This window comes from Cellulosimicrobium sp. E-16 (genome assembly GCF_049913115.1).
In the GTDB taxonomy this organism is placed as follows: Bacteria; Actinomycetota; Actinomycetes; order Actinomycetales; family Cellulomonadaceae; genus Cellulosimicrobium.
In genome coordinates this window covers 1,681,689-1,700,405 of the sequence record NZ_CP183974.1, presented here as the reverse complement: position 1 = coordinate 1,700,405, position 18,717 = coordinate 1,681,689, and the positions used below count along the sequence as shown (strand labels likewise).

The 18,717-nt window shown below is 74.3% G+C and carries 15 protein-coding genes; 9 read left to right on the top strand and 6 right to left on the bottom strand.

The features are described 5' to 3' along the window. Nucleotides 1-23: 23 nt before the first annotated feature. From ACN9MS_RS07400 to ACN9MS_RS07390, 3 genes are all read right to left on the bottom strand, one after another. A complete protein-coding gene (locus ACN9MS_RS07400; protein WP_426311355.1) occupies nucleotides 24-1,388 on the bottom strand; it encodes an LCP family protein in 1,365 nt (454 codons plus the stop codon). Nucleotides 1,389-1,479: 91 nt separating this feature from the next. Continuing rightward, nucleotides 1,480-3,744, bottom strand: coding sequence for an esterase-like activity of phytase family protein (locus tag ACN9MS_RS07395; RefSeq protein WP_426311354.1), 2,265 nt, complete (start codon nucleotides 3,742-3,744; stop codon nucleotides 1,480-1,482). An 85-nt stretch (nucleotides 3,745-3,829) separates the two neighbouring features. Beyond that, nucleotides 3,830-5,065, bottom strand: a complete 1,236-nt coding sequence (locus ACN9MS_RS07390; RefSeq protein ID WP_426311353.1) for a multidrug effflux MFS transporter — start codon at nucleotides 5,063-5,065, stop codon at nucleotides 3,830-3,832. Between the two features lie 136 nt (nucleotides 5,066-5,201). On the opposite strand from ACN9MS_RS07390, the gene ACN9MS_RS07385 reads away from it, so the two are divergent. Next, the gene (locus ACN9MS_RS07385) at nucleotides 5,202-5,969 is read left to right on the top strand and encodes an SOS response-associated peptidase (protein ID WP_426311352.1); all 768 of its coding nucleotides are present in this window, start codon (nucleotides 5,202-5,204) and stop codon (nucleotides 5,967-5,969) included. A 24-nt stretch (nucleotides 5,970-5,993) separates the two neighbouring features. Here ACN9MS_RS07385 and ACN9MS_RS07380 read toward each other — a convergent pair whose 3' ends face one another. Then, the gene (locus ACN9MS_RS07380; RefSeq protein WP_426311351.1) at nucleotides 5,994-7,082 is read right to left on the bottom strand and encodes an adenylate/guanylate cyclase domain-containing protein; all 1,089 of its coding nucleotides are present in this window, start codon (nucleotides 7,080-7,082) and stop codon (nucleotides 5,994-5,996) included. Between the two features lie 35 nt (nucleotides 7,083-7,117). After that, complete coding sequence (locus ACN9MS_RS07375; protein WP_426311350.1) at nucleotides 7,118-8,032, bottom strand: biotin--[acetyl-CoA-carboxylase] ligase; 915 nt, start codon at nucleotides 8,030-8,032, stop codon at nucleotides 7,118-7,120. 249 nt (nucleotides 8,033-8,281) lie between these two features. Between ACN9MS_RS07375 and ACN9MS_RS07370 the strand changes: the two genes are divergently transcribed. The 8 genes from ACN9MS_RS07370 to ACN9MS_RS07335 all read left to right on the top strand — a co-directional run bounded on the left by ACN9MS_RS07370 (nucleotide 8,282) and on the right by ACN9MS_RS07335 (nucleotide 16,892). Then, complete coding sequence (locus tag ACN9MS_RS07370) at nucleotides 8,282-9,853, top strand: acyl-CoA carboxylase subunit beta (RefSeq protein ID WP_426311855.1); 1,572 nt, start codon at nucleotides 8,282-8,284, stop codon at nucleotides 9,851-9,853. 49 nt (nucleotides 9,854-9,902) lie between these two features. Further along, the gene (locus ACN9MS_RS07365) at nucleotides 9,903-10,418 is read left to right on the top strand and encodes a hypothetical protein (protein ID WP_426311349.1); all 516 of its coding nucleotides are present in this window, start codon (nucleotides 9,903-9,905) and stop codon (nucleotides 10,416-10,418) included. Continuing rightward, complete coding sequence (locus ACN9MS_RS07360) at nucleotides 10,415-10,675, top strand: acyl-CoA carboxylase epsilon subunit (RefSeq protein ID WP_426311348.1); 261 nt, start codon at nucleotides 10,415-10,417, stop codon at nucleotides 10,673-10,675. Before ACN9MS_RS07365 ends, ACN9MS_RS07360 begins: the two co-directional genes overlap by 4 nt. Then, nucleotides 10,672-11,424, top strand: coding sequence for a hypothetical protein (locus ACN9MS_RS07355; RefSeq protein ID WP_426311347.1), 753 nt, complete (start codon nucleotides 10,672-10,674; stop codon nucleotides 11,422-11,424). Before ACN9MS_RS07360 ends, ACN9MS_RS07355 begins: the two co-directional genes overlap by 4 nt. Before the next feature lie 10 nt (nucleotides 11,425-11,434). Continuing rightward, nucleotides 11,435-13,177 carry a DUF885 domain-containing protein gene (locus ACN9MS_RS07350; RefSeq protein ID WP_426311346.1) on the top strand — a complete coding sequence of 581 codons (1,743 nt, stop codon included), beginning with the start codon at nucleotides 11,435-11,437 and terminating at the stop codon, nucleotides 13,175-13,177. Nucleotides 13,178-13,257: 80 nt separating this feature from the next. After that, nucleotides 13,258-14,178, top strand: coding sequence for an AEC family transporter (locus ACN9MS_RS07345; protein WP_426311345.1), 921 nt, complete (start codon nucleotides 13,258-13,260; stop codon nucleotides 14,176-14,178). A 58-nt stretch (nucleotides 14,179-14,236) separates the two neighbouring features. Next, nucleotides 14,237-14,896: a Maf family protein gene (locus tag ACN9MS_RS07340; protein ID WP_426311344.1), complete on the top strand. Its 660-nt coding sequence runs from the start codon at nucleotides 14,237-14,239 to the stop codon at nucleotides 14,894-14,896. A gap of 196 nt (nucleotides 14,897-15,092) precedes the next feature. Further along, nucleotides 15,093-16,892, top strand: a complete 1,800-nt coding sequence (locus ACN9MS_RS07335) for an acetyl/propionyl/methylcrotonyl-CoA carboxylase subunit alpha (RefSeq protein ID WP_426311343.1) — start codon at nucleotides 15,093-15,095, stop codon at nucleotides 16,890-16,892. A 473-nt stretch (nucleotides 16,893-17,365) separates the two neighbouring features. Here the strand turns inward: ACN9MS_RS07335 and ACN9MS_RS07330 are convergent, their stop codons facing one another. Continuing rightward, nucleotides 17,366-18,676 (bottom strand): MFS transporter, encoded by a 1,311-nt coding sequence (locus tag ACN9MS_RS07330; RefSeq protein ID WP_426311342.1) that lies wholly within the window; start codon nucleotides 18,674-18,676, stop codon nucleotides 17,366-17,368. Between the last annotated feature and the right edge of the window lie 41 nt (nucleotides 18,677-18,717).

Here is an 18,717-nt window from a genome sequence, read left to right as displayed (position 1 = left end):
TCGACACGCGCGGGCGGGCCAGCTCAGCCGCAGACGCCGGGCTGCAGCTCCTCGACCGGGGTCTCGGGCGTCGTGCCCGGGTCCGTCGTCCCTGGATCGGTCGTCCCAGGATCGGTCGTGCCCGCCCCCGGGTCGGTCGTGTTGGGGTCGGTCCCCGTCGCCGGGTCGGTCGTGCCGCCCGCGGGCGCCGTCGCGTCGTCGCGCGGGTCGACGGGCTCGTGGCCGGGCGCGGGCGCGTCGTCGATGAGCCGCTGCCAGATCGCGTCGGCCTCCGACGTCCACTCGACGCGGTTGCGGTCGCTGGCCGCCTCGACGACGGGCACCTGGGTGAAGACGACCTCGGAGGGCTTGATGGCCCGGAGGCTGAACGCGAGGCCCGCGAGCGCCGTCGGGTCCGCGATGGTGGGGTCCGCGCTGATCGAGCTGAGCACGGCCTCGATGACCCCGTAGAGCTGGGGCGAGTTGGTGATGATGTTCTGGGACAGCAGCTCGCGCACGGCCGAGTCGATGAACGCCTGCTGGCGCGCGATGCGCGTGAGGTCGGACCCCATCTCGAGCCCCATGCCCGTGCCGTGCCGGGCGCGCAGGAAGCTGATCGCCTCGTGGCCGTTGAGCGTGTGCTCCCCGGCGGGAAGGTCCAGGGTGCCGTACCGCGGGCTCTCCTTGACGGGCTCCGGGAAGCACATGGTCACACCGTTGATCGCGTCGACGACGCCGATGACCCCGGTCATCTTGACGACGACGTGGTTGGTGATGGGCACGCCCGTGAGGCTGTAGACCGACGAGATCGTGCAGCCGGCGGCGGCGTCCATGTCGTCGACGCCGCCCGAGCCGATCTGGAACGCCTCGTTGAACATCACGTTGCGACGGGGCGAGGACATCGAGCCGTCCGGGAGCTTGCACTCCGGCAGGTCGACGAGCGAGTCGCGCGGGATCGAGACGACCTCCATGCGCGTGCGGTCTCCGGACACGTGCACGATGAACGTGGTGTCCGACCGCATGCCCTCCTCCTTGCCGGCGATCGCCTCGTTCGCGGCGTCGCGGTAGTCGGTGCCCATGACGAGGATGTTGAGCGCCTTGCCCGCGAACGGGTCCGACGGGTCCTTCGGTGGTTCCTCCGTCGGCATGCCGACGACGTAGTCCGTCGCGCCGCTCACGGTGATCTTCGACTTGAGGTCGAGGTACACGGCTCCGGCACCCACCGCGACGAAGACGAGCGCCCCGGTGAGGACGAGCCCGACGGCCCGCGCGACGCGGTGCGAGCGCAGGGCGCGCGCGTGGTGCGGGCCGCCGGAGGGCTTGTCCTCCCCGCCCTTCCGGGAGTGCGTCGTCTGCGGCGCTCGGGGCCGCGAGCGCGGGGACGACGAGGCGGGGGCGGTCGTTGGCACGGTCTGAGGGTAAAGGGTGCGGCGTGGATGCGTGCGCTGAACCAGCAGGAGGACGTGTGAAAGGGCGGCGAAGGACGGACCTGCGGAGGTGTCAGCGGTCGCGCACGGCGGCGACGCCGAGGTCCGGCTGGTCGGTGAAGAACCCGTCCATGCCGGCGTCGAGGAAGACGCGGACCTCGCCGGCGAGGTAGCCGTGCGCGGCCGGGTCGGCGCTCGATCGGTGCTCCGCGGGCAGGAACTGGTTCTCCGCGCGGAAGGTCCACCCGTGGACCTCGAGCCCTGCGCGGTGCGCGTCCCGGATGACGGGCGTCGGCGTGCCGAGCGTCCCGTCGGCGCGGCGCGGGATCATGACGTTCTTCTCGAGCCCGACGCCGTCCGCGTACCGCGCGATCTCCCGCAGGCCGGTGCGCGTGACCAGGTCGGCGTACGTGCGCGGGTCGCCGGCGGCGACGAGGTCGTAGGGGGCGCCGGAGCTGCTGACGAGCTGCGCCAGGTCGACCTTCGTCTGGCGGTCGAGCTCGCGCAGGTTGCCCGTCTCGAACGACTGCACGACGACGGGCGCCGTGCGTGAGTCGAGCCCGGCCTCGCGCAGCGCGGCGACGAGCGGTTCCTCGAGCGACAGCCCGACCGAGTCGAAGTACGTCGGGTGCTTGGTCTCGGGGTACACCCCGACCTGCTTCCCGTCGCACGTCTCGGAGTGCCGGGCGAGGTCGAGGACCTCGGCGAGGGTCGGGACCGGGTAGAGGCCGTCGAACGCCGTGTTCTGCGGACGGACGGCCGGGATGCGCTCCTTCGCGCGCAGGGTGCGCAGCTCGGCGAGCGTGAAGTCCTCCGTGAACCACCCGGTGACGGCGGTGCCGTCGATCGTCTTCGTCGTGCGGCGTTCGGCGAAATCGGGGTGCTGCGCGACGTTCGTCGTGCCCCCGATCTCGTTCTCGTGCCGGGCGACGAGCACGCCGTCCTTCGTGGAGACGACGTCGGGCTCGATGAAGTCGGCGCACTGGAGGATCGCCTGCTCGTACGCGGCGAGCGTGTGCTCGGGGCGGTGGCCGCTCGCGCCGCGGTGCCCGACGACGGTGACGTCGTCGGTCGCGACGCGCTCGCGCCGCAGGTCGACGAGGACCATCTCGGTGTCGTCGGGAGTGCCGGGCACGCGCGCGTCGTTCCCCGGGTAGTTGTTGTCGTTCGCGAGCAGCAGGCGGCCGTCGCGGAGCTGGACCACGGTCTCGAACGACTGCACGGGCAGCGAGAACGGGTCGCCGGTGCCGTAGCCGTCTCCCGCGCCGAGGCCGTACGGGTTCGCGATCTTCAGCGCGTCGAGCACGAGCTCCTTCTCGAGCCGGCCGGACCGGTCGGCCTCGCCGAGGTCGACGCGGTAGACGCGCTTGGTCACGGACTGCTCGCCGTCGACGTCGTCGCGCTCGACGAGCAGGAGCTCGTCGCCACGGACCAGGAACGCGTCGCCCACGACGTTCGCGTCGGTGTCCACGCGGTAGGTCCAGGTGCGGTCGGTGTACCGGCCCGCGCGCGCGTCGAACTGGCGCACCACGCGGTCGCGCGGGTCGTCGCCGACGAGCGCGCCCTCGAGCACGGGGTACAGGTAGCGGCCGTCGCGCGAGCCCGCGAGCGCCTCGAACCCGCGGCTCGACCCGACGAGCGGCGTCTCCCCGGGCGCGAGGTAGGGGTTGGCGGGTGACTTGCCGTCGGGGAACGGAACGGGCGGGGCGAGGAGCGCGCCCGTCGCGTCGACGTGCAGCAGGAAGGGCCCGAACTCCTCCCCGATCCAGAAGGTGCCGTCCTTCGCGCGCACGACGGACTCGATGTCGAAGTCGGCCCCGGTGAGGAGCCGCTCCTCGGTGTCCTCGTGGACGATCGGGAAGTCGACGTGGTGGTCCGGGTCGCGCAGCGAGAGGTGCTCGCCGACCTCGATCTCGCCGGCGCCGCCGCGCGCCGTCTCCCAGCGGGGCGTGACGCGGTAGAGGCGCAGGAGGAAGTCGGCCGAGTTGCCCTTCGATCCGAACCCGTTGTCGGGCTGGGCCCAGAAGGTCCCGTCGCCGTTGTCGATCACGGCCGAGAAGCCCGGGATCACCTGGCCGTCGAACGGCCCCTGACGGCCGTTGGCGGGCGTCGCGAGCGCGCCGGACGGCGGGCCCTCCTCGAGGTGGTCCGCGGCGAGCGTCGCACGCGCGACGAGCGTGGGGACGACGGCCGTCGTGCGGCCGTGGCCGGCCCCCTCGCCCGGACGGGCGGCGAGGGCGCCCGGTGCAGCGGCGAGCGCCGTCGCGCAGGGCGTCAGCGCGACGGCGACGGCGGTGGTGAGCGCGGCGGCGACCTTGAGCACGGCTGTGGGTCTCATGGGAGCCAGCCAAGCGCCGTCCGGCGACACGGGGGTGTCCGGCGGGCGACGGGTGGTCGACGAGCGCGTGGCCCGCCGGTGGCCGTCAGACCGGGGTGTGCCAGCCGCCGCGGCGGAACGCGGGCGTGGCGAGGGCGAGCACGAGCAGGGACGCGACGACCGCGCCGAGCATGACGGTCGCCATCGCGACGGCGTCGCCGCCGAGCACGCCGACGAGCGGGCTCACCAGGCCGGCGACGCCCGACTGGAAGGCCCCGATGACGGCGGCCGCCGTGCCCGCGATCTCGCCGTGCCGGGTGAGCGCGAGCGCCGACGCGTTCGCGGGGATCATGCCCTGCATCGACAGGACGAGGAACAGGGCGGCGACGATCCCGACGATCCCGCCCGCGCCGGTCACGGCGACGAGCAGCAGCCCGACGGCGAACACGCCCTGCACGACGAGCGCGGTCCGGAGCAGGCGCACGGGCGCGACGCGACGGACGAGCGCGGCGTTGGCCTGCGCGGACAGGACGAGGCCGATGCCGTTGACCGCGAAGAGGAGCGCGAACTGTCCGTGGCTGAGCCCGTACCCCTCCTGGAGGACGAACGGCGAACCGACGACGTAGCTCATGAGCACGGCCTGGCCGAGTCCGGGGAGGACGGCGAGGGCCACGAAGTGGCGGTCGCGCAGGAGGCTCGCGTAGCCACGCAGGACGGTGCGTGCCCCGGCGGGCCGTCGTCGCTCGACGGGCAGGGACTCCGGCATCCAGATCAGCACGATCGCACCGAGCGCGATGCCGCCGAGCGCCAGGACCCAGAACACCGCGCGCCACGAGGCGTGGGCCCCGATGAACGACCCGATCGACGGCGCGAGGAGCGGGGCGAGCCCGATGACGAGCATGAGGCGCGACAGGATGCGCGCGGCGTCCGACCCGGTGAAGCGGTCGCGGATCGCGGCGATCGCGACGACGGAGGCCGACGCGTTGAAGAAACCCTGGAGCACCCGCAGCCCGATGAGGATGCCGATGTTGGGCGCGAGCGCGCACAGGAGCGAGGTGACGACGTGCAGGGAGAGCCCGACGAGGACGGGCAGGCGCCGGCCGTAGCGGTCGGAGAGGGGCCCGATGACGAGCTGGCCGACCGCGCCGCCGAGCAGCATCCCGGACAGCGTGAGCTGCGCGAGCGAGTCGGGCGCGCCGAGCTCGGCGCCCACCTCGGGCAGCAGCGGGAGGTACATGTCGACCGTGAGCGCGGGGAGCGTGGCGAGCGCGCCGAGGAGCAGCACCCAGCGGGCGTTCGATCTCGGTCGGGGCACGGCGGGGTCGACCGAGGAAGAGGGCATGGCGTCCATCGTATCGATTCGATCGGGGCGAGACCGCCCGTGCGGGAGTGAGCCTCCTCTCCCCCCGCCGGGGGCTCGCCCACCCCGCCGCGGCTCCCGTTCTCCGCGCGTGGGTGGCGTGCGGCAGGCTGGGGGCATGTGCGGACGCTATGCCTCCTTCCGGGACGCGCAGGACCTCGCGGACGAGTTCGCGATCGCGGACGTGGCCGACGACGCGCGGCTCCTGCCGCCGTCGTGGAACCTCGCGCCGACCGACCCCGTGCGGATCGTCGTCGAGCGCGCGGCCAAGGACACGGGCGAGGTCCGGCGCTCGCTGCGCCTCGCGCGCTGGGGCCTCGTGCCGTCGTGGTCCAAGGACCCCCAGGGCGGCGCGCGCATGATCAACGCGCGCGCGGAGTCGATCCTCGACAAGCCGGCGTTCGCCAAGCCGTTCGGCGTGCGCCGCTGCCTCGTTCCTGCGGACGGGTACTACGAGTGGCGTGTCCTGCCCGACGGCGCGTCCCCGGCCGGGTCCGCGGGCGCGCCCGTCCGCCGGGGCAAGGTGCCCAAGCAGCCGTACTGGATCACGCCGGGCGGCGGCGAGAGCGCCGCGTTCGCCGGGCTCTACGAGTTCTGGCGCGACCGGACCAAGGCGGACGATGACCCCGACCGCTGGCTCGTCTCGACGACGATCATCACGACGGACGCGGCGCCGTACCTCGCCGAGATCCACGAACGCATGCCGCTCGTCCTGCCCGCCGACGCGTGGGACGCGTGGCTCGACCCGGCGGTCGACGCCCGCGGGGCGGCCGACCTGCTCGGCCTCGGTGGCCCGCACGACGACGTCCCGATGGTCGCGCGCGAGATCTCGACCCTGGTCAACTCCGTGACGAACGACGGGCCGGGCCTGCTCGAGGCCGTCTGAGCGGGCCGCGACGTCGGCAGGGCGTCAGCCGCGGTAGGCCCACTGGAGGCGCACGGGCTCGATCGTGCCGAGCCCCTGCACCTCGGTCTCGGGCTGCGCCGTGAGCGCGAAGCGCTGGTCGCCCGCGAGCAGGCCCGCGGTGTCGCGGTCGACGAGGACCGTCGTCGGCTCGGCGATGTCGACGAGGCGGGCGGCGAGGTTGACGCTCGGCCCGAACACGTCGCCGAACCGCGAGAGGACCCGGCCCCACACGAGGCTGACCCGGACGGGTGGGACGTCGACGTCCTCCTCCCGCCCGCCGGCCTCGGCCAGGCCGAGCGCGACGCGCGCCCCGGTCGCGACGTCGTCGGCGACGTAGAGCACCGCGTCGCCGATCGTCTTGACGACGCGCCCGCCCGCGGCGGTGATGACGTCGCGCGCGCTCGTCTCGAAGAGCTGGACGAACTCCGCGAGCTCGCTCGATCCCAGCCCGCGCGTGCGCTGCGTGAAGGAGACGATGTCCGCGAACCCGACCGCGCGCGGGAGCGGGAGCTCGTGCTCGTCGACCGCGGTGGCGCGCGCGTCCGAGAACTCGACGGCGAACCTCCCGGCGACCGCCGCGAGCTGGCGGCGCCAGGCGTGCAGGAGCTGCTCCTCGAGGACGGGCGCGAGCTCGGGCAGCCGGTCGAGGACGAGCAGGCGCGCGCTCGTGTCGTCGAGGTCGAACCGGCGCGTCAGGTGCTCGACGAGCGCCTCGACCTGCCAGAGCACGAGCCGCTCGGTCGTGTGCCCGGTGGACCGGATGAGGGTCGTCAGCGCGCGCTCGTCGAGCCGTTCCGTCTCGGCGAAGGCGAACACGTCCGCGAGCGCCTGCGCGTCCTTCTCGGTGAACGCGTGCTCCTCGCCCTCGGTGAGAGGGAGGCCCAGCGCCTGCCAGTAGGCGCGGACCCGGTCCTCGCCGACGCCGGCGCGCTCGGCGAGCCGCTCGACGGTGAGGGTGCGGGGGCCGCCCAGCAGCGCCTCGTCGAGCACCGCCTCCGTCGCCTCGGTGTCCGGGGCCGGCTCGCCGCCCTCCCCGCCGTCCGGGGACGGGGTGGTGGGGACGGGCTCGTTCTGCTCAGGGTCCACGGGCACCCGGCGATCCTATTCCTCGGCCGCGGCCGGCGAGATCAGTCGTGCCGGCGCAGGTGGTGGACGTCGCCGCTGTGGTGGACGCTCGTCGTCCCGTCGTCCTCCCGCACCACCAGGCCGCCGTCGGGAGCGAGCCCGGTCGCGAGCCCGACGACGTCGCCGCCCCCGACGCGCTCGACGCGCACGCGCGTCCCGAGCGTGGCGCTGACCTCGGCGCAGTCGGCGTCGAGCCCGGCCGCGCGGGCGTCGCCCCCGGCGTCCTGCCAGCGCACCAGGACCTCGCCGAACGCCTCGTGGAGGGCGACGAGCACGACCTCCCGGTCGGTCGTCGCGGCGCCCGCCAGGGCGAGCGAGGTGGCCGTGGGGACGGGCAGCTCGTCGCGCTCCTGGGAGACGTTGAGCCCGACGCCGACGACGACGCCGCCGTCGGGGAGCACCTCCGCGAGGATGCCGGCGACCTTGCGCAGCGGCGCCTGGTCGCCGGCTCCCGGCGTCGCGACGTCCTGCGACCCCGGCGCGGCGCCCGGGTCCGGCACGAGGACGTCGTTCGGCCACTTGACGACGGCGTCGACCCCGGCGGTCGCGCGCAGCGCGCGGGCGGTCGCGAGCCCGGCGAGGAGCGGGAGCCAGCTCAGTGCCTCGCGCGGCACCTCGGGGCGCAGGAGGAGCGAGCCGAGGAGCGCGGCGCGCGGCGGGGTCGTCCACGAGCGGCCCAGCCGGCCGCGCCCTCCGGGCTGGTGCTCGGCGACGAGGAGGGCCGGCGCCGGCCAGGCGCCCGGGTCGGCGGCGACCGCACGCGCGAGCTCGGCGTTCGTCGAGGCCGACTCGGCGACGACCTCGAGCCGGGCGAGCGGTCCCGCAGGCGTCACGAGCAGCTCCCGCAGGAACTCCGGCCGGAGCGGAGGCCGCCCCTCGCCGTCGGGCCTGGTCTCGTCCTCGCGCGCGCTCGCCATGCCCGCCATCCTCCCGCACGCGGACGGTCCGGCACGAGGGCGGCCCGGCGGTCCGGGCACCCGGTGGCACGTCCCTGGCGCCCGCGTCGGGTTTGTCGACACCCACCAAGACCCGCCCCGGCCGTGCTGGCGTCGCCCGCATCGAGTTGGCGCCACCCGCCAACTAGGCTCGGGTCCGTGACGGACTCTGCGACCACCTCGCCCGCGACGCCCGAGGCCCCCCCGACATCGCCCGACGCGCCCCACCTCGTGGGCACCGCGGCCAAGCTCGCCGACCTCGACCGTCGCCGCGCCGAGGCGACCGAGCTGCCCGAGGAGGCGGCGCGGACCAAGCAGCACGCGCGCGGCAAGAAGACGGCGCGCGAGCGCATCGAGGCGCTGCTCGACGAGGGCAGCTTCGTCGAGCTCGACGCCTTCGCCAAGCACCGCTCGCACAACTTCGGGCTGGAGAAGAAGCGCCTGGCGGGCGACGGCGTCGTCGTCGGGCACGGCACGATCGACGGCCGCCAGGTGTGCGTGTACTCGCAGGACTTCACCGTGTTCGGCGGGAGCCTGGGCGAGGTGCACGGCCAGAAGATCACCAAGGTCCAGGACCTCGCGCTGCGCACGGGCGTGCCGCTCATCGGCATCTCCGACGGCGGCGGCGCGCGCATCCAGGAGGGCGTCGCGGCGCTCACGCAGTTCGCGGAGATCTTCCGCCGCAACGTCGCGTCGTCCGGTGTGATCCCGCAGATCTCGCTCATCCTCGGCCCGAGCGCGGGCGGCGCGGTGTACTCCCCCGCCCTGACGGACTTCATCGTCATGGCGGACAAGACGTCCAACATGTTCATCACCGGACCGGACGTGATCCGCGCCGTGACGGGCGAGGACGTGGGCTTCGAGGAGCTCGGCGGCGGCCTGACGCACAACGAGAAGTCCGGCGTCGCGCACTACCTCGGCGCTGACGAGGACGACGCGATCGACTACGTGCGCCACCTCGTGTCCTACCTGCCGCAGAACAACCTCTCGGACGCGCCGTCGTTCCCGCCCGACGACGTCGAGCTCGACGTCACGGAGGAGGACCTCGAGCTCGACGCGCTCGTGCCCGACTCGGACTCGCAGCCGTACGACATGCGCGCGGTGATCGAGCACGTGCTCGACGAGGGCGCGTTCCTCGAGGTGCAGCCGCTGTTCGCGAAGAATGTGCTCGTCGGGTTCGGGCACGTCGAGGGCCAGTCGGTCGGCGTCGTCGCGAACCAGCCGCTCGCGATGGCGGGCACGCTCGACATCGACGCCGCGGAGAAGGCGGCGCGGTTCGTGCGCACGTGCGACGCGTTCAACATCCCCGTGCTGACGCTCGTGGACGTCCCCGGGTTCCTCCCGGGCGTCGACCAGGAGCACCAGGGCATCATCCGCCGCGGCGCGAAGCTCATCTACGCCTACGCCGAGGCCACGGTCCCGCTCGTCACCGTCATCACGCGCAAGGCGTACGGCGGGGCGTACATCGTCATGGGCTCCAAGCAGCTCGGCGCCGACGTCAACCTCGCGTGGCCGACGGCGCAGGTCGCCGTCATGGGCGCCGGCGGCGCGGTGAACATCCTTCAGCGCGCGGCGCTCAAGCGCGCCGCGGACGCGGGCGACGACGTCGAGGCGGAGCGCGCACGGCTCGTCGCCGAGTACGAGGACGCGATCGTCAACCCGTGGGACGCCGCCGAGCGCGGGTACGTCGACGCGGTGATCCGTCCGTCGGAGACGCGCGTGCAGGTCGTGCGCGCGCTGCGGGCGCTGCGCACCAAGCGCGCGACCCTGCCGCCCAAGAAGCACGGCAACATCCCGCTGTGACCACGAGCGAGCACCAGCGCCCGACGAACCTCGCGAGGAAGGACCACGCATGAGCCACGACGACGCCACGCACGGACCCGTGCCGCTCGGGTCGGTGGACCCGGCGCCGCTGCACGCCGCGGTCGACGCGCTCACGGCGGCGCTGCACGAGTACGTCGAGACGGCCGTCGGGGTGCGGGCCGAGTTCGGGGCGTCCGAGGCGGACGAGGACCCGCGCGTCCTCGCGCTCGAGGGCCGCATCGGCGCGCTCAACGCGCGGCTGTTCGACGAGCTGCACGGCGCGCTCGGCATCCACGCCGACCTCACGACGTCGGTGTGGGACCCGGGCGCCGACGAGGAGGTCGACGACGACGCCTCACCGGCCGACGTGCAGGACGACACGTTCACCCTCGACTACGTCGTCATGACGCACCCCGGCGGGCCGGACCTCGACGACGTCGTCGGGCTCCTGGACCGGTGGGGCCACGAGGCGCGCGAGCGGCTCGTCGAGGCCGGCTACGCCGTGCCCGAGTGGGGCGTGGGCCGCGGGGCCGACGACCACGACCACGACGAGGACGACGAGTGAGCACGCCGCGCCCAGACGCCCCGAGCGTCCGCGTCGTGCGGGGCGCGCCGGACGAGCTCGAGGTCGCCGCGCTCGTCGCGGGCCTCGCCGCGGCGGCCGCCGCCGACGGTCTGCCCGAAGACGTCGCGCCCGTCGACGAGTGGACCAACCGGGCGCGGGGGCTGCGCGGGAACGGGGACGGCGCGACCGCGAAGAACTTCGGCGGGCGCTCCGGCCGGCACAACGCCGACTCCTGGCGCTGGAGCCTGCGGTCGTGACCGCGCCGAACGCGTCGCCCCGCGTGCGCCGCCTGCCCGAGCGGGGAGTGCTCGTCGAGCTGCCCGCCTCCGCCGACGCGGTCGAGGCGGACCCGACCGGTCTGCCGGCGGTGGAGCCCGTGCCGGGCTGGCGCCGCTGGGCCTGGGCCGTGGCGTTCGTGCCGACCGTCGCGCTGCTCGTCTACCAGCGCCTCGCGTCGGGCCGCGGCTGGCCCGTGCCGGACGCCGTCGTGGTGGTCGCGACGCTGGGGCTCCTCGTCACGGCCCTGCTCGCGCTCGTGCGCTACCAGGACGACCGGGTGGTGGCGGGGCTCGCCCGCGGCCGCGACGCGCTGCTCGCCGCGCCGGTCCGGGCGACCGGGACGCTCGTGCTCCCCGCGGTCGGTGCCGTGGACTCGACCACGGGCACCGCCGAGGGGACGGCAGGTCCCTCGGTCGCGCGGGCGACGCTGGTCGTGACCACCGCGTCCGGCGCGAGGACCGCACGCCCGGCGCGCGTCGTCGTGCCCGACGGCGCGGCAGGTCCGCGGCCGGGCGACCCGGTCGCCGTCTGGCACGCCGCGGACGACGCGGACGCGACGGGCGTGCTCCTCGTGCGCTACCACCGCGCCTGGGCGGACGACCTCGCGGCGGCGCTCCGCGCCCTGTCCGACGACGCTCCCCTCGAGGACTCGGCCACGGACCAGGCCGAGGACGACGACGCAGAGACCCCGGAGAATCCGGCAGACCCGCGACCGGCCGCCGAGTAGTCTCGACCGGGTGAGCGACACCACCACCACACCTGCCGGCGCATCCGCCGGGACCCCCGACCGCACACCCACGCCGATCGACGCCGTCGCCGAGGCCTACGTCACGCGGATCGCCGAGCTCGACCCGATCTCCGCGACCGCGATGGGCCTGTCCGGCTACGACCACCTCGTCTCCGACCTCTCGCCCGCCGGGCACGACGCGCGGGCCGACGCCGACCGCGCGGTGCTGCGCGAGCTCGAGGGCCTGGAGCCGGTCGACGACGTCGACCGGGTCACCCTCGCGGCGATGCGCGAGCGCGTCGGCCTCCAGCTCGAGCTGCACGAGGCGGGCGAGCCGCTCGCGAGCCTCAACAACATCGCGTCGCCGGTGCAGGAGCTGCGCGACGTCTTCGACATCATGCCGACCGGCACGGTCGAGGCGTGGGAGAACATCGCCTCGCGTCTCAACTCCCTCCCCACCGCGATCGACGGGTACATGGCGTCGCTCACGGAGGCGGCCTCCCGCGGCAACGTCGCCGCGATCCGCCAGGTGCGGATCGGCGTGCAGCAGTCGCGCGAGCTCGCCGACGCGGAGGGCTCGTTCTTCACGACGTTCGTCGCCGGCCCGGAGGCCAACGCGGTCCTCGACGACTCCTCGGCGTGCTCGCTCGTGCGCAAGGAGCTCGAGCACGGCGCCGCCGCGGCGCGCGAGGCCTACGGGCGCCTCGCGGACTTCCTCGAGACGACGCTCGCCCCGCAGGCCCCCGAGCAGGACGCCGTGGGCCGCGAGCGCTACGCGCTCTTCTCGCGCACGTTCCTCGGCGCCGAGGTCGACCTGGACGAGACGTACGCGTGGGGTCTCGAGGAGCTCGCGCGCGTGGTCGCCGAGCAGGAGGAGATCGCGCGCCGCATCGCCGGGCCGGGCGCGAGCGTCGAGGACGCCGTCGCCGCGCTCGACGCCGACCCGACCCGCACGCTGCACGGGACCGACGCCCTGAAGTCGTGGATGCAGGAGACGTCGGACGCCGCGATCACCGCGTTGAACGGCGTCCACTTCGACGTCCCGACGCCGGTGCTCGACCTCGAGTGCATGATCGCGCCGACGCAGACGGGCGGGATCTACTACACGCCGCCGAGCGACGACTTCTCCCGGCCGGGCCGCATGTGGTGGTCGGTGCCGTCGGACGTCACGGAGTTCAACACGTGGCGCGAGAAGACGACGGTCTACCACGAGGGCGTCCCGGGCCACCACCTGCAGTGCGGCCAGGCCGTGTACGCGCGCGCGACGCTCAACACGTGGCGCCGGCTCGCGTGCTGGGTCTCGGGCCACGGCGAGGGCTGGGCGCTGTACGCGGAGCGCCTCATGGCGGACCTCGGGTTCCTCGACGACGACGGCGACCGCCTCGGCATGCTCGACGCGCAGCGCATGCGCGCCGCGCGCGTCGTGCTCGACATCGGCGTGCACCTCGGCCTGCCCGCGCCCGAGCAGTGGGGCGGCGGGACCTGGGACGCCGACAAGGCCCTGACGTTCCTGCGAGCGAACGTCAACATGCCCGACTCGTTCGTGCGCTTCGAGCTCGACCGCTACCTCGGCTGGCCGGGCCAGGCGCCGTCGTACAAGGTCGGCCAGCGCCTGTGGGAGGCCACGCGCGACGACGCGCGCGCGGCGGCCACCGCCCGCGGCGAGGCGTTCGACGCCAAGGCGTTCCACGCGCGTGCGCTGAACCTCGGCTCGGTGGGCCTGGACGTGCTGCGCGACGCGCTCTCCTCGTGACCCGGTCGTCGGCACGGCCCGGGACGGCCTCGCGCCGGCCCGGGCCGACCGGCGTCGGTCCCGCCTCGGGGACCTGACGCGTGGGCGCCGTCCTCACCGGTTTCGCCATCATCGCCGTGGTCGTCGCGGCCGGGTACGTCACCGCGCGGCTCGGCATCGGGGGCCCCGACGCCAGGACGGCGCTCAACCGCGTCGGGTTCTTCGTCGCGAGCCCCGCGCTGCTGTTCACCGTCCTCGCGCGGGCCGACGTCGGCGCGCTCGTCCAGGCGCCGCTCGCCGTCGCGGCGACGGCCGCCGTCGTCACCGCGGGCGTGTTCGTGCTCGTCGACAGGCTGTGGCTGCGGCTCCCCGCGCCCGAGGCGACCATCGGGGCCGTCGGCTCCGGCTACGTCAACGCGAACAACATCGGCCTGCCCGTCGCGGTGTACGTGCTCGGCGACGCGACCGCGGTCGTGCCGGTGATCCTCCTCCAGCTCCTCGTGCTCGCGCCCGTGACCCTGCTCGTCCTCGACGCGACGACGAGCGGGCGGCTGTCCTGGCGCTTCGTGCTCGCCCAGCCCGTGCGCAACCCGATCATCCTCGGGTCGTTCGCGGGGGCCGCCGTCTCGCTGGCCGGCTGGACGCCGCCCGTGGCCGTCATGGCGCCGCTCGAGATCCTCGGCGGCGCGGCGATCCCCATGATCCTGCTCGCGTTCGGCATGTCGCTGCACGGCACGAGGCCGCTGCGCCGCGGCGAGCCGCGCGCGGCGGTCGGGGTGGCGAGCGCGGCGAAGCTCCTCGTCATGCCCGTCGTCGCGTTCGTCGTCGCCCGGCTCGTCCTCGGGCTCGACGACGCCGCGGTCGCCTCCGCCGTCACGCTCGCCGCGCTGCCCACCGCCCAGAACGTCTACAACTACGCAGCGCGGTTCGGGAGAGGCGAGATCCTCGCGCGCGACACGATCCTCGTCACCACGCTCGGCTCGCCGGTCGTCCTCGTCGTCGCCGCGCTCCTCGTCGCGTAGCGGACGCGTCGCGTCCCGGCGCTCCGGTGCGTCAGGCCTCGGCGGGTAGTCTGCGCGGGTGCTCCGACTCGTGCTCGCCTCCCGCTCCCCCGCCCGCCTCGCGACGCTGCGCGCGGCCGGCGTCGAACCCCTCGTCCGCGTCTCCGGGGTCGACGAGGACGCGGTCCTGCGGGCGGCCGCCGCGGAGCGAGGCGGCCTCGACCCGGTGGACGCGGTGCTCGTCCTCGCCCGCGCGAAGGCCGAGGAGATCGTGCGCGCCCTCGCCGAGGACGGGACCGGCGCGCGTATCGACGACCCCACGCTGCTCGTCGGCTGCGACTCGATGCTCGAGCTCGACGGCGAGGTGCTCGGCAAGCCCGCCGACGCCGACGACGCCCGCGCGCGCTGGCGCGCGATGCGCGGCCGGGCCGGTGTCCTGCACACCGGCCACTGGCTCGTCGACCTGCGACCGGAGACGGACGGTGGGACGGGGACCGCGACGGGGGCCACGAGCTCGACGACCGTGCACTTCGCCGACCTCACCGACGCCGAGATCGACGCGTACGTCGCGACGGGCGAGCCGCTGCACGTCGCGGGCGCGTTCACGGTCGACGGCCTCGGCGGCCCCTACGTCGAGCGCATCGAGGGCGATCACCACGGCGTCGTCGGGATCAGCCTCCCGCTGCTGCGCTCGCTGCTCCGCGAGGCCGGGGTCGCCTGGCACGAGCTGCGCGCCTGACCCGACGCGACCGTCCTCCGTCGTCTGCGCTCGTTGTGGGTGCCGGACAACCCCACGCGCCGGGCGAGGCCCAGGAGCGCGCCGCTATGGAGGTTTCCTCCAACCGCCCCGCATGCGCCTTGGCATCTTCTCCAATCTTGTCCGGTACCCGGCCCGGGAGCGTGATCGGCGCGGCGCGCACGCGTTACCGTGAGCCGTGCCCGCGAACCCCACCCGCCCCCTGAGCAAGGTCCTCGTCGCCAACCGTGGCGAGATCGCCGTCCGGATCGTCCGTGCCTGCGCCGACGCCGGCATCGCGTCCGTCGCGGTCTACGCCGACCCCGACCGGCAGGCGCCGCACGTGCACCTCGCCGACGAGGCGTTCGCGCTCGGTGGTGCCCGGGCGGCCGAGACGTACCTCGACATCGCGAAGCTGCTCGACGTCGCGCGCCGCTCCGGCGCGGACGCGGTGCACCCCGGGTACGGCTTCCTCGCCGAGAACGCGGAGTTCGCCCAGGCCGTGCTCGACGCCGGCCTCGTCTGGATCGGCCCCCCGCCCGCCGCGATCGACGCCCTCGGCGACAAGGTGAGCGCGCGCCACATCGCGCAGCGCGCCGGCGCCCCGCTCGTGCCCGGCACGCCCGACCCGGTCGCCGACGCGAGCGAGGTGCACGCCTTCGCCGCCGAGCACGGCCTGCCCGTCGCGATCAAGGCGGCGTTCGGCGGCGGCGGGCGCGGCCTCAAGGTCGCGCGCACGGCCGACGAGATCGACGAGCTCTTCGAGTCCGCGGTCCGCGAGGCCACCGCCGCGTTCGGGCGCGGAGAGTGCTTCGTCGAGCGCTACCTCGACACGCCCCGCCACGTGGAGACCCAGTGCCTCGCGGACGAGCACGGCACCGTCGTCGTCGTGTCCACGCGCGACTGCTCCCTCCAGCGCCGCCACCAGAAGCTCGTCGAGGAGGCCCCCGCGCCCTACCTCAGCCCCGCCCAGGAGGCCGAGCTCTACAAGGCGTCCGAGGCGATCCTGCGCGAGGCCGGCTACGTCGGCGCGGGCACGTGCGAGTTCCTCGTCGGCGCCGACGGGACCATCTCCTTCCTCGAGGTCAACACGCGCCTCCAGGTCGAGCACCCCGTGTCCGAGGAGGTCACCGGCATCGACCTCGTCCGCGAGCAGCTGCGCATCGCGGCCGGCGAGCCGCTCGGCTACACGTCGACGCAGGTGCGCGGCCACTCGATCGAGTTCCGCATCAACGGCGAGGACCCCGCCGCGAACTTCCTCCCCGCCCCCGGGCGCATCACGCGCCTGCGCTTCCCGTCCGGCCCCGGCGTGCGCGTCGACTCCGGCGTCGCCGAGGGCGACACGATCTCCGGCGCGTTCGACTCCATGATCGCGAAGGTCATCGTCACGGGCGCCACGCGCGAGCAGGCCGTCCAGCGAGCCCGCCGTGCGCTGCGCGAGCTCGAGGTGGAGGGCATCCCGACCGTCGTGCCGTTCCACCGCGCCGTGCTCGACGCCGAGGCGTTCGTCCCCACGGACGACGAGCCGTTCCGGGTGCACACCCGCTGGATCGAGACCGAGTTCGCCGACCAGCTCGCCGCGCTCGCGCCCGCCCCGGCCGCCTCCGCCGACGAGGACGACGAGCCCCTGGCGACCGAGCGCGTCGTCGTCGAGGTCGGCGGCAAGCGCCTCGAGGTCGTCCTCCCGGCGGGCCTCGGCATGGCCGCGGGCCGCGCCCGCACCGCCAACGCCGCCCGCCGACCCGCTCGCCGCAGCGCCGCGAAGGCCAACGGCGGCGCCTCCGGCACCACGCTCGCCTCCCCCATGCAGGGCACGATCGTCAAGGTCGCCGTCGCCGACGGCACCCAGGTCGCCGAGGGCGACCTCGTCGTCGTGCTCGAGGCCATGAAGATGGAGCAGCCCCTCCTCGCCCACCGCGCCGGCACCGTCCGCTCCCTCTCCGCCACCGCGGGCGCGAGCGTCAGCTCCGGCACGGCCATCTGCGAGATCGTCGACTGACCCGCCGCGCCACCGTCGAGCCCGGTGCATGACCCGCGTGGTCGGGGCGCCGGGCTGGGCCAGTTTTCACGACCCGCGTGGTCGGGTCGGGTGGCCGGGGTGCCGCGCTGTCGGCGCAACACGCTCGTGGTTCTTCCGACGAGCCTGTGCTCGCACTCGCCGTGAGGCTTCCGGCCGCCCCGCGTACGACGGCGAGGCGTCCGGCACTGGTACACGCCGGCCCCGCCTGGACCGGACGGGACCGCCCTACCTGGGTCGGGGTCGTGCGGCGACGGGCAGGACGAGCGGTGGGGTCGGACCGTGTGCGAAGGACGTCAGAGGCGCACTCCCAGAACTCCCGCCTGACAGACCAGGGTGACGGTGCGCCAGTCCGAGCACACGGTCCGACCCCACCGCGGACGCGACCACGCGGGCCGTAGACCCCGACCCGACCGCGCGGGCGTAGACCTGGCTCACCGCGGACGAGGTGAGTGCTATCCGTGCTGGGCGGCGGCGCGGATGGCGCGCCGGCCCGACGGCAGGACGACGGCGACGGTGATGACGAGGAACATGAGGATCCCGGAGACGACGAGGAGCGACTCGACGGTGAAGCGGTCGGCGAGCGGGCCGAACACCACCATGCCGAGCGGCATCGAGACGGCCATGACGATGCCGACGAAGCCGAAGACGCGGCCCTGGCGCTCGGGCTCGACGGTCTCCTGGAGGACGGTCATGGAGGTCGTCGAGAACGGCGGGACGGACAGGCCGAGCAGGAACATGAAGACGAAGAAGACCCACATGTTCGTGGAGAGGCCCATCGCGACGGACAGGACGCCGAACACGAACGTCGAGCCGACGATCATGGCGATGCGGTTCTTGAGCCCGCCCCAGGTCGCGAGGAGCACGCCGCCGAGCAGCATGCCGACGGAGAAGGCGACCTCGTTCACGGTGAGCTTCCAGACCTCCTCGCCGAAGGTCCGCGCGACCATGAGCGGGGTGAGGTACGACGGCGCGACGATGAGCAGGAAGACCACGGCGTAGAGGCCGAGGACCCAGCGCACGAACGGGTGGGAGCCGAGGTAGCGGAAGCCCTCGACGAGGTCGTCGAAGTACCCGGCCCGCTCCCCCGCGGCGGCGTGCGCGAGCGTCGGGACAGGGACGAGCAGCAGGAGGCCGATCCCGATCACGGCCGTGACGACGTCGATGAAGAACACGGAGACGATGGACGTGCTGGCGTACACGGCCGCGGCGACCGCCGGCGCGAGGAGCATCATCGCGGACTGGATCGACTGGTTGATCCCGTTGACGCGGAGCAGCTTGCTGGTCGGGACGATCTGCGGGAGGAGCGCCGCGACGGCGGGGGTCTGGATGCCGGCGCCCGTGGAGCGGATCGCGAGCGCCCCGTAGATGAGCCAGAGGTCGTCCGCGCCGCCGAGCATGAGCAGCGCGAGCGCGAGGGTCGTCACGGCGATCGTGCCGTCGGCGGCGATGACGAGCGCCTTGCGGTTCACGCGGTCCGCCCACACACCGCCGAAGATCGAGACGACGGCCTGCGGCAGGAACCCGAAGAGCGTGCTCAGCGCGAGCACGGCACCGGACTTCGTCTCGATCGTCAGGTGCCACATGACGGCGTACTGCACGAGCATCGAGCCGAAGAGGGAGACCGTCTGCCCGGAGAGGAAGATCGCGGTGTCGCGCCGCCACCGGGGCTTGGCGAGCGTGTCGTCGACGGGAGCGTCGGGCGCCGCGCCGTCGGAGACGTCGGCGGTGGGGGCGTCGGTGTTCTCGTACGGCGTATGGCTCACCCGCACATCCTGACGGCCGCCACCCACACGGTCCACGGAAT

Coding starts and splice junctions, on each gene's coding strand:
- ACN9MS_RS07395 (WP_426311354.1), bottom strand. CDS start 3,744: ATGAGACCCACAGCCGTGCTCAAGGTCGCCGCCGCGCTCACCACCGCC.
- ACN9MS_RS07390 (WP_426311353.1), bottom strand. CDS start 5,065: ATGCCCTCTTCCTCGGTCGACCCCGCCGTGCCCCGACCGAGATCGAAC.
- ACN9MS_RS07385 (WP_426311352.1), top strand. CDS start 5,202: ATGTGCGGACGCTATGCCTCCTTCCGGGACGCGCAGGACCTCGCGGAC.
- ACN9MS_RS07375 (WP_426311350.1), bottom strand. CDS start 8,032: ATGGCGAGCGCGCGCGAGGACGAGACCAGGCCCGACGGCGAGGGGCGG.
- ACN9MS_RS07365 (WP_426311349.1), top strand. CDS start 9,903: ATGAGCCACGACGACGCCACGCACGGACCCGTGCCGCTCGGGTCGGTG.